The organism is Paenibacillus sp. 01T422, assembly GCF_056398785.1.
Genome location: NZ_JBFTQB010000395.1, coordinates 1 through 9596, shown reverse-complemented (window position 1 = coordinate 9596; position 9596 = coordinate 1). Strand labels below are relative to the sequence as shown.

Sequence of the window (9596 nt, the reverse complement as noted above, 5' to 3'; positions counted from 1 at the left end):
GCTCGTATATTAGTACATACCAAGCACCTTTCATTTTCTCGAACTTTAACGGCACAGCAGGAGACATCGATGTTTTAACACATGAAGTTGGCCATGCTTTCCAAGGTTTCAGCTCCAGGGAGTTCCAAGTACCTGAATATGTGTTTCCAACCCTGGAGGCTTGTGAAATTCATTCTATGAGCATGGAGTTCCTGGCTTGGCCTTGGATGTCGCTATTTTTCGAAGAGGAAACCGATAAGTATAAATTTAAACATCTGAGTGAATCCCTCTTGTTTATTCCTTATGGCGTGGCGGTTGATGAGTTCCAACATCGCATCTATGAGCAGCCGGAGCTGACGCCTGTGGAGCGTAAACTCGTTTGGCGCGAGATTGAGCGGAAATATTTACCACATCGTGTTTATGAAGATAACGACTTCTTGGAAAGAGGCGGCTTCTGGCAGCAACAGCCGCACATTTACAAAAGCCCGTTCTACTACATCGACTACACGCTTGCGCAAGTATGTGCGTTTCAGTTCTGGAAACGGGCTAATGAAAATCCAGAGCTGGCTTGGGCAGATTATTTAAGGCTATGCCAGCAAGGTGGAAGCCAAAGCTTCACGGAACTCGTTCAGGTTGCTAACTTGATTTCGCCTTTCCATGAGGGCTGCGTAGCTTCTGTAATCGGTCAAATCGAGAATTGGTTGGACCAAGTCGACGATTCGAAGCTCTAAAGCATTGGTTTCACATGTGTGATTTCCAAACCGCTGTCACAATCTTTCCCTGTCTCGTATGAGCGATTGCCTAGAACGTCAGCGAAGGCCTCTAGGTCGGCAGATGAACCTCGAAGTAAAACTTGAATTGCCGCTTGAAGGACGATTTCACCGTCTGTCATAGCAATATTCCATAAATCCCAGATGCTATGCGAGTAGGTCTCCTCGAGCGATGTCGGACAATTCCAAATGGTGTGGGCTTCGTTTAAATAGTCAAGCGGAGCCACACGCTTTTTATAAACCAACGGCGCAATTTTACCAACGGTTAATACCCTCTTGATTCCTTTTGGATCGTGAAAAAGACGCTGTGCCTTAATCATATCGAAGTATGCGTCGTTCCAATCTTTCTCCGTAATGTTCGTTGCAATGTCCGGGTAGTTGTTAGCCGTTGCTTGGGTTAGAGCAGGTACAACGCCAAGCGGCAGCTTTTCACCCACATAAATTTCTTTCCAAACCGGTGTTTTCCATGTCTGAATTCCACGTTTGCGCTTTACGATAAGGGTATCCATAATAATTTCGAATCGTTGATGATCCCATTTTTTGAAACCTGATTGATAGAAAACATAAGGATGCATGTTACGATCTAAAATATGATGTGTTAGGAATCCAAGCACATACACTACAGCCGGATTATATAGACCTCGGCCTTGCACCTGACGCACTAAATCCCCCAGGAATGGCCCGCAATTTTTCGTGTGCATAAAACTTCCTAGTTGATTTAGTGTTTTATCCTTTTTCCAAGGCAGGAAATGATGATAAAACAAGAAATCCGGTCCTTGACAGCCAAGAGAGAAGACTTGTCGCATTTGTCTATCATTCAGCATTTGGTCATGACCCAGTTGCGTCATCAATTCTTGGCCGAATATGAGATGAGTCCAGATGTTAGGCAAGCTGTGAATCCTCCTTCGTGCAACCCGTTAAAATATTGTGAGACCCCATACATTCTAACATAACATTTGCGATCAAGGTCACATATCGCGAACTTTTTATGTTCCAACAGCTTCTAAAGAAGGAATAATATGCAAGTTGTCGAATTCAAAAAACGATCGGTACTGGAAGCCATCCAATGCATATCCATGATAGGAGATAACGTATGAATAGGGTCAATAATCCGCAGGATCGTTCAAACCGTGCAGATCCTGACAATATTCAGGGTTTGCTTTCGAGCACAGAACCGTCTTTTGCCGCAGTTTTCGAATTCACCACGATGGGTATCGCCATTATTTCGCTGAACAGGTTATGGATAAGAGTGAACAACAGTTTATGCACCTTAACCGGATACGCGGAGGAAGAATTAGTCAACAGGGAATTACACGCGATATTTTCACCTGATGAATCCGAAGAATTAGATGCTTATTTCGAACAGATGCTCTCTGGAGATACAGGCTTCTATCAACTTGAGAAGAAAATGATTCGCAAAGATGGAAGCATCGCCTGGGTAGAATTCAGGATCTCTTTAATGAGAGATTCCCAGGATGAACCGTTTTATTATATGTCTCAAATCAACTATCTTTCACAGAAAACGGAAATGGAACGAAAGCTTGCGGAGAGCGAACAGCGCTATAAATCATTAATCGAACATAACCCTGCTGGTATTCTTACTTGTGATCTGAAAGGGATGATTAGAAGTCTGAATCCCGCTATGGAACGGATATTAGGGTATAAAGAGGAAGAGATGGTTGGTCAATCTCTAAATCATCTCTGGAAGCAGGAACATCTGGCAAATAATAGTATCGATAGAATCGTCTCAAAGTCAGATAATTACATGCTTCGAGTTAAGCATAAAAATGGTGAGCAGATTGAATTAGGCTTGAAGAACGTTCCCATTATCGTTGATGGAATGAATGAAGGTATTTATGTGATTGCCAGAGACATTACACAGCACAACAGAGACCGTGAATCACTAAGAGTAGCACAACAGGATTTGCACGATACTGTACGCAGACAGCAAGGCATGACGATGAAATTCAGGCAAATGAAGGGGAAATTCATTCACACGTTATGCGACGGTGAGCTTCTCTATCGACTGGGATTTCAACCTTCGAATATCCTTGGCAATCATCTCTATGAAATTTGGCCATATTCTATGGCTGTTAATATGGATTCGTTTTATCGCAGAGCGTGGAACGGTGAAGAGAATGTTATGTATGAAGCGACCTTTCGAGGAATTACTTACTTAACTTCTTTGCGCCCGATTTTTGAAAATGGCCGCGTCGTCGAAGTTATCGGATCCTGCGTGGACATTACGGAACGAAAACGAATGGAAATAGAGCTTAGGGAGACGAAAGATCTTCTTGAATCGTTCATCAGCAATACGACAGATGCTATTTGTGTGCTGGATTTACGCGCCAGAGTCATTTCGGTCAATGGGGCTTATGAGCAAATATTTGGCTGGCATCAAGATGAATTATTGAACAAGCCGCTGCCGATTTATCCTGACTTCTTGGAGGAACAGCGCAAAGAAATCTACGACATGCTGAAAGCTGGCAAACAGATTTCAGGGCTTGAGACCGTCAGACTGCGGAAGGATGGACAGCTTGTACATGTGAGCGTGACGAAAACGCCGATTAAAAATGAGAAAGGCGAAATCATTGGTTTTGCCGGCATCTCACGGGACATAACAGAACGGAATCGAACGGAGGAACTGTTACGTAAATCAGATAAGTTATCTGTCGCAGGACAGTTAGCCGCGGGGCTTGCGCACGAAATCAGAAACCCCCTTACTTCATTGCGCGGCTTCTTGCAGCTGCTGCAGAATGATGTAAAGGGGAAACAGCACTATTTTGACATTATGCTCTCCGAATTAGATCGAATCAATTTTATTGTCAGTGAATTTCTTGTGATTGCCAAGCCGGAAGCAATTCATTACAAAAAAAGCGATCTGAAGGATATCCTTCAATCGGTTACTGCACTGCTCGAGACGCAAGCTGTATTGTGCGATGTGGAGCTTACGTTAGAATTAGAAACTGAAATGACGCAGCTTGTTTGCTCGGAAATGCATTTGAAGCAATTGTTTATTAATTTGGTCAAAAATGCGATGGAAGCCATTGCGAAGAATGGCCAAATCAAACTGATCGTGTCCATGCAAGGGAAAGATTGGATAAGGGTTCGGACAGAAGACAACGGGTGCGGTATTCCGGAAGATCGATTAAAGCAATTAGGGGAGCCTTTCTATACCACTAAGGAAAAGGGGACGGGTCTCGGGTTGATGATGTGTTTTAAAATCGTTGAGGCTCACAAAGGGACAATGACCATCCAGAGCCACTTAGGAGAAGGAACGGTCATTGATGTGTGTTTACCTACGCTGACTAGTGGACAAAACATGAAGGAATGGAACTGAGTTCGCGTGAAAAAACCGTCTTTCCAGTCATGGAGAAGGGCGGTTTTTTCATTAGTTAGAAACTGATGCTGAATTCATTGGATTCACGGGAATACCATTTTGAAATAGATGCGTCTTCCGCATTGTGAATTCGCACTTCATCAGGCGTATATTTGACAATAATTCCTGAGCTGACTTGATAATAAACGCCTAAAGGATCTAACGACCAAACATAGACAGGTGTTTTGGTCAAGGCTGCAATAAAAATCTCTATATCTGTATCCAGTAGTTTGGTTCCGTAAATCATCGACACACCTCTGTCTTATTTTTTTATGAACTTGCACTTATTATTAGTGACAGTATGAACAAATAAACAATCACGAAAACATAGGAACATTTTTTGTGGTGTTTCTGAATTATACAAAGTACAATCAAAGCTGTGTATTTATGGAAATGATCGATTGAGAGAAGCGACGACTCAGGCAGAAGTTGGCGAGAGATAAAGGCAAAAAATAATGTTTGCAGGATAATAAATTCCTTGTATAATAGGAAAGCTTTGCGATTATTAACAGTAGGTAAATTATGATTGGGTAGAAGGAGAAAGGGGTCAATGGCTGTGATTGTGGTTGGGGGAATGATCGGTCTCGGTAAAACATCAGTATCCACTTTGCTTGGAAAAGAACTGAATTCAAGTGTTTTCTATGAAAGTGTAGATGATAATCCGATTTTACCGCTGTTTTACACGTCATCTCCGGAAGAGATTGAGAAGAAGCGTTATCCGTTTCTGCTTCAACTGCACTTCCTGAATACAAGATTTAAGGCGATTAAACAAGCGCTTGTACATAATCGAAATGTACTTGATAGAAGCATTTATGAGGATTGGTACTTTGCCAAAGTTAATAGGGAGCTTGGACGTATCTCTCAATTAGAGTTCGAAGTATACGAAGGGCTCGCTGACAATATGATGTCTGAGCTTGCCGAACTTCCGAAGAAAGCACCTGACCTGATGGTGTATCTCAAAGCATCCTTTGATACCGTGATGCACCGCATTGGACTAAGAGGACGCAGCTTCGAGCAAGATCAATCCTTGGTTGATTACTATCGGCAGCTCTGGTCGGGGTATGATGACTGGGTGATGAACCATTATCATGCTTCTGAAGTGCTGATTGTGGATATGGACCCTATGTGCCCTCCACTACCGAAATTGGCTGCTTCTGAAAAAATGCAAAAACTTAGCCTGTTTTTCTCCAACTTGGAACTAATTGAAGTGCAGCAAGAAAAAGTTGCCAATTAAAAGCTAATGACAATTTAGAAGTGTAATTGCGATACTCCTTACTCTTTGGATTAAGGAGTATTTGTCTTTCTCGGAATATGATAAAGTAGATGGAAATGACTGGATTTGGAGGGTGTCATGGAGTCTGTTACACCTAGCAAGAAAGCTATTATCATTGGGGCAGGTATTGGCGGTCTCACCACAGCTCTATTTTTRCAAAAAATCGGCTGGGAAACGGTCATTTATGAGAAAAAAGAGACACGCGCAGACTTCGGAGCAGGGATCGTTATCGCGGCGAATGCATTGGATGTGTTATCGAATCTTGGAGTAGCCGAAAAAGTGCAGCAAGCGGGCGCTAAAGTTGGTCAGGCGGACATACGCTCTTGGAATGGCAAAGCGATTACAGCGGTTCCAGTCGCCAAACAAGCTGCACGATATGGAACTTATAGCTATCTTATTCATCGCGCAAAGCTACAGGCTATTTTGGCAGAGTCTCTGAGGGTTGAAACAACGCTGCATGATCGGAAAAAGATGATTTCATTGGAACAAAATGAGCAAGGTGTTAGCGTTCGGTTTGAGGATGGTACGGAGGATAACGGTGATATATTGATCGGTTCCGATGGGCTGCACTCTGATGTGGCTAGGCTGTTGTTTGAGCCCGGTCCGCTGCAGTATTCAGGCTTCACGGCTCTTCGCGGCGTAGCTGCTTTTGTTGACCCTGAGTACACGTTAGAGATTGGTGGAGGTTTTGAAGCTTGGGGGAGTGGACGGCGATTTGGGTTCTCACAGCTAGGCCAGGGTCAAATTTATTGGTTTGTTGCGATCAATGCCCCTGTAGGGCAGGAAGTACAGTCAAAGAAGGAGTATGTCCTTCAGCAATTACAAGGCTGGCATGCTCCAATTGAACAGGTAGTGCAGGCGACAGACGAACAAGCGATTCTCAAGCATGATATTTATGATCGAGAACCACTTCGTGCCTGGAGCAAGGGGAGAGTGGTGCTGCTTGGTGATGCGGCACACCCGATGCTGCCGAATTTGGGACAAGGCGGGGCACAAGCGATGGAGGATGCCTATGTACTTGCAAAATGTCTAGAGGAAGCTGCTGATATTTCGTCCCACAGTATCAGATGTGCATTCGAGTCCTATGAAGCGATTAGGATCCCACGAGCTAATCGTATTGTGCGGCAGTCAAGACGCATGGCTCGTATGGTAYAGATGCATAACCCTTTGACGATAAAAGTACGCGATCTATTGTTGAGCTTATTTCCTGATTCATTCAAAATAAAACAGCTGCATTGGTTGCTTGGCTATCGTATATCCGATTGGGACCGTAAGAAGTAGTTGAAAGGATATAATTAGAAGTCATAGCAACGATGTTGAGTCGATAAGGTGAGAAGCGAAAAAGCTTTTTATTGAAGAGAGCGGATCTCGAACCTAGGAGGATATTCATGAAAATACTCATACTTGGTGGTACCAAGTTTCTTGGAAGAGCCCTAACGGAAGCGGCAGTAGCGAATGGGCATGAAGTTACCTTGTTTCATCGCGGCTTGCATGATGCCAACGCCTTTCCGCACGTTCAGCATATCATTGGTGACCGCAATATTAATCTGGAGCGCCTGGAAGGGCGCGAGTGGGATGCCGTGATTGACACCAGCGGGTACGAACCTGAGGTTGTCTCAGCCACCGCGAAGCAATTGAAGGATCAAGTCAAACACTATACGTTCATTTCTACGGTTTCCGTCTACGAGGATCTTAAGAAAGTGGATGTTAATGAATCAGCCCCTGTCGCTGAGTTGACGGAGCAGATGGATCCTGGGCAGAAATATGGGGCCAAGAAAGCTCTTTGTGAACAAGTTGTGCAGGAGGAGCTCCCCAATCGTACGTTAGTTATTCGTCCTGGTCTCATTGTTGGACCGTATGATGTGTCAGATCGTTTCACGTATTGGCCAGCACGTTTTCACCGCGGAGGCGAAGTGTTAGTGCCATTGCCGAAAGAACGGAAGGTGCAGTTTATTGATGTACGTGACTTGTCTGCCTGGATCATTCGATYAGTGGAGCAAGAAATCGTAGGGACTCTACACGCGAGTGGAAGTTACTATACAATGGAAGAGGTCGCCGATGCTTGCCAGCAACTAAATCCACTTGGAGTTACGTGTACGTGGGTGCCGGAAGCGTTTTTAGTGGCAAACGGGGTTGGAGAATGGATGGAACTGCCGCTTTGGATTCAAAGCGATAGTCAAGTCGGGATGTTCGCTTTAGACAATTCGAAGGCTTTTGCCAGTGGATTGACAACGAGACCATTGTTTGAAACTGTTCAAGATACATTGACGTGGGATCAAAGTCGCTCTTTGACTACGACTCGTGCAGCAGGGATGGACCCTGCCCGTGAGGAGCAACTCTTGCGGATATGGTCGGAAAATATTTTTTGAATTGTGTGAAAATCAATAGAATAGATGGAAAACTCCGAATATAATGGAATAGTATACTTTGAGAAAAGAGGTGTTGTCCATGTATGATTCCACAGATATTCAAAGTAATAAAGGAATGGCTATTATTGCGTATATCTTGTTTTTCGTTCCGCTGATTGCTGCCAAAGATTCCAAGTTTGCTATGTATCACGCGAATCAGGGGCTTACGCTATTCCTCTGCTGCGTGATCTTGAACGTGGTTTTGGGAATCATCCCGATTATCGGTTGGATTCTGCTGCCGCTCGCTAACCTGGCGCTTGTCATCTTCGCTGTTCTAGGCATTGTTGCAGCTGCTCAAGGTCAAGTCAAACCGCTGCCGGTGATTGGCGCATACACGCTGTTAAAGTAGTTAGACGTACATAAGTGAAAGCAGGTTGCCTCTAGGGGTAACCTGCTTTTTCTTGTATCATAGCTCAGCTGCTAGTTCAGCAATCCGCGCGTTGGGATTAGTATTGAACAGCCCGCCATGATAACAGATAACCGTCTCGATATCATAGCGAGTGAACTTCTTAAGCGACTGCTTCGCCAGCTCATAATCTGTACAATAAGCTGGAATAGGTCCCATCAATTGTCCATCTGTAACAACGAGTGCATCCGCGGCAATCAACGTTTTACTTGGCATGTGATAAAAGCTTAGGTGCCCCGGTGTATGCCCTGGTGTCAATAGGACCTGAAGACCGCCGGCAATCGTAAGGATTTCTCCATCTTCCAAAATACCATGGACTTGTCCTTTAGGGGGATTTTCTAAATTGGTTCGAAAAGCTTTCCGCCATTCCGGCGATACATCCGCAGGCAAACTCGCGACAGCGCGCTCTATGGCTTCCGGTGTAACTTTGATCAACCTTTTCTCGCCTTCGATATAAGGTTTCTCAAGCTGACTGGCAAGTACCGTTAGTTTTCCTGGCATTTCAGATAAGAACGTAGGCAAGCTCCCGATATGATCAATATCTTGATGTGAAATAATAATCGTTTTTAGCTGTTCTAGAGGGATATGCGCATTTTCGAATGCTTTACAAATAAGAGGGTAGTTTCCTGGGTAACCGGTATCGATTAAAACCGTGCTATCATTATCGCTCAATAGGATAGGATAAATAACGTTTGTATGTCCCATAATGAGAACTTCCAATTCCAACATATGAATTCCGGTTGCGATTTGCATCTTAATCCCTCCAAAGTGATAGTAAAGAATGAACCTATCATACCTACACAGGGTGGTTAAAGTCAAAAAAATATTTAATTATAACATACAATTTATTAAAAGTCAATAGTTGATTATGTGAAAATCACAATTTAATTTTTGTCCAAAATTTGATCAACGTGTGAATAAAATATGAACATTTTTTTATTATTTGTGTTATAATAACTGTATTAGACTTTTACTTCTGAGTTTGGAGTGATGATGATGGCTGTTAAAACAGTAACGGTTAGTAATGAACGCAGTGAACGTGATGTGGTGCCATTGGTGAAATTAATGACTATCGCGGCATGGGCTTTGCTTGGCATAGGGTTGGTTCTAAGTTTGCTCAGTTTGGATCATTTCAGTGATCAAAATACAACCTTAATGGTTGGAATCGGATTCATGGTAGGCAGCGTTTTCGTTTATGTGATTCGCACAGCTATTCACCTGGTCCACTCCCGTGCTGTATCCAAGGAATGAAAACCAAAATCATGAATAAATTTAGCCTTTCAGGTGAATAACTTGAAGGGCTTTTTGATTTTCATGGATTTTCATACTTTTACATAATAGTCAACAAACGTTGTGTGACATTTGTTTTACAGTAAAACGT

Annotated in this window: 10 protein-coding genes; 7 read left to right on the top strand and 3 right to left on the bottom strand. The window is 43.4% G+C overall.

Features of this window, described 5'->3' with window-relative positions; all coding sequences use genetic code 11:
- The coding region (locus AC1DUA_RS21190) for a M3 family metallopeptidase (RefSeq protein ID WP_477501660.1) at positions 1–710 on the top strand (710 nt) is incomplete at its 5' end.
- Here the strand turns inward: AC1DUA_RS21190 and AC1DUA_RS21185 are convergent.
- Positions 707–1639: a zinc dependent phospholipase C family protein gene (locus AC1DUA_RS21185; RefSeq protein WP_477501659.1), complete on the bottom strand. Its 933-nt coding sequence runs from the start codon at positions 1637–1639 to the stop codon at positions 707–709. The genes AC1DUA_RS21190 and AC1DUA_RS21185 overlap by 4 nt on opposite strands.
- Before the next feature lie 203 nt (positions 1640–1842).
- Between AC1DUA_RS21185 and AC1DUA_RS21180 the strand changes: the two genes are divergently transcribed.
- Positions 1843–4089 (top strand): PAS domain S-box protein, encoded by a 2247-nt coding sequence (locus AC1DUA_RS21180; protein ID WP_477501658.1) that lies wholly within the window; start codon positions 1843–1845, stop codon positions 4087–4089.
- A gap of 55 nt (positions 4090–4144) precedes the next feature.
- Here the strand turns inward: AC1DUA_RS21180 and AC1DUA_RS21175 are convergent, their stop codons facing one another.
- Complete coding sequence (locus tag AC1DUA_RS21175; RefSeq protein ID WP_477501657.1) at positions 4145–4375, bottom strand: hypothetical protein; 231 nt, start codon at positions 4373–4375, stop codon at positions 4145–4147.
- A gap of 303 nt (positions 4376–4678) precedes the next feature.
- On the opposite strand from AC1DUA_RS21175, the gene AC1DUA_RS21170 reads away from it, so the two are divergent.
- From AC1DUA_RS21170 to AC1DUA_RS21155, 4 genes are all read left to right on the top strand, one after another.
- On the top strand, positions 4679–5362 hold the full coding sequence (locus tag AC1DUA_RS21170; RefSeq protein ID WP_477501656.1) for a deoxynucleoside kinase: 684 nt from the start codon (positions 4679–4681) through the stop codon (positions 5360–5362).
- 117 nt (positions 5363–5479) lie between these two features.
- The gene (locus AC1DUA_RS21165; RefSeq protein WP_477501655.1) at positions 5480–6682 is read left to right on the top strand and encodes an FAD-dependent monooxygenase; all 1203 of its coding nucleotides are present in this window, start codon (positions 5480–5482) and stop codon (positions 6680–6682) included.
- 107 nt (positions 6683–6789) lie between these two features.
- The gene (locus AC1DUA_RS21160) at positions 6790–7770 is read left to right on the top strand and encodes an NAD-dependent epimerase/dehydratase family protein (RefSeq protein WP_477501654.1); all 981 of its coding nucleotides are present in this window, start codon (positions 6790–6792) and stop codon (positions 7768–7770) included.
- Positions 7771–7849: 79 nt separating this feature from the next.
- The gene (locus tag AC1DUA_RS21155) at positions 7850–8158 is read left to right on the top strand and encodes a DUF4870 domain-containing protein (RefSeq protein ID WP_477501653.1); all 309 of its coding nucleotides are present in this window, start codon (positions 7850–7852) and stop codon (positions 8156–8158) included.
- 57 nt (positions 8159–8215) lie between these two features.
- Here AC1DUA_RS21155 and AC1DUA_RS21150 read toward each other — a convergent pair whose 3' ends face one another.
- Positions 8216–8968, bottom strand: coding sequence for an MBL fold metallo-hydrolase (locus AC1DUA_RS21150; RefSeq protein ID WP_477501652.1), 753 nt, complete (start codon positions 8966–8968; stop codon positions 8216–8218).
- Positions 8969–9211: 243 nt separating this feature from the next.
- On the opposite strand from AC1DUA_RS21150, the gene AC1DUA_RS21145 reads away from it, so the two are divergent.
- Entirely contained in the window at positions 9212–9466 is a 255-nt protein-coding gene (locus tag AC1DUA_RS21145; RefSeq protein WP_477501651.1) for a hypothetical protein, read from the top strand.
- Positions 9467–9596: the final 130 nt, after the last annotated feature.

Excerpts from the sequence above, each read along its gene's own strand:
- AC1DUA_RS21180 (WP_477501658.1), top strand. The coding sequence starts at position 1,843 with ATGAATAGGGTCAATAATCCGCAGGATCGTTCAAACCGTGCAGATCCT.
- AC1DUA_RS21175 (WP_477501657.1), bottom strand. The coding sequence starts at position 4,375 with ATGATTTACGGAACCAAACTACTGGATACAGATATAGAGATTTTTATT.
- AC1DUA_RS21170 (WP_477501656.1), top strand. The coding sequence starts at position 4,679 with ATGGCTGTGATTGTGGTTGGGGGAATGATCGGTCTCGGTAAAACATCA.
- AC1DUA_RS21155 (WP_477501653.1), top strand. The coding sequence starts at position 7,850 with ATGTATGATTCCACAGATATTCAAAGTAATAAAGGAATGGCTATTATT.
- AC1DUA_RS21150 (WP_477501652.1), bottom strand. The coding sequence starts at position 8,968 with ATGCAAATCGCAACCGGAATTCATATGTTGGAATTGGAAGTTCTCATT.
- AC1DUA_RS21145 (WP_477501651.1), top strand. The coding sequence starts at position 9,212 with ATGGCTGTTAAAACAGTAACGGTTAGTAATGAACGCAGTGAACGTGAT.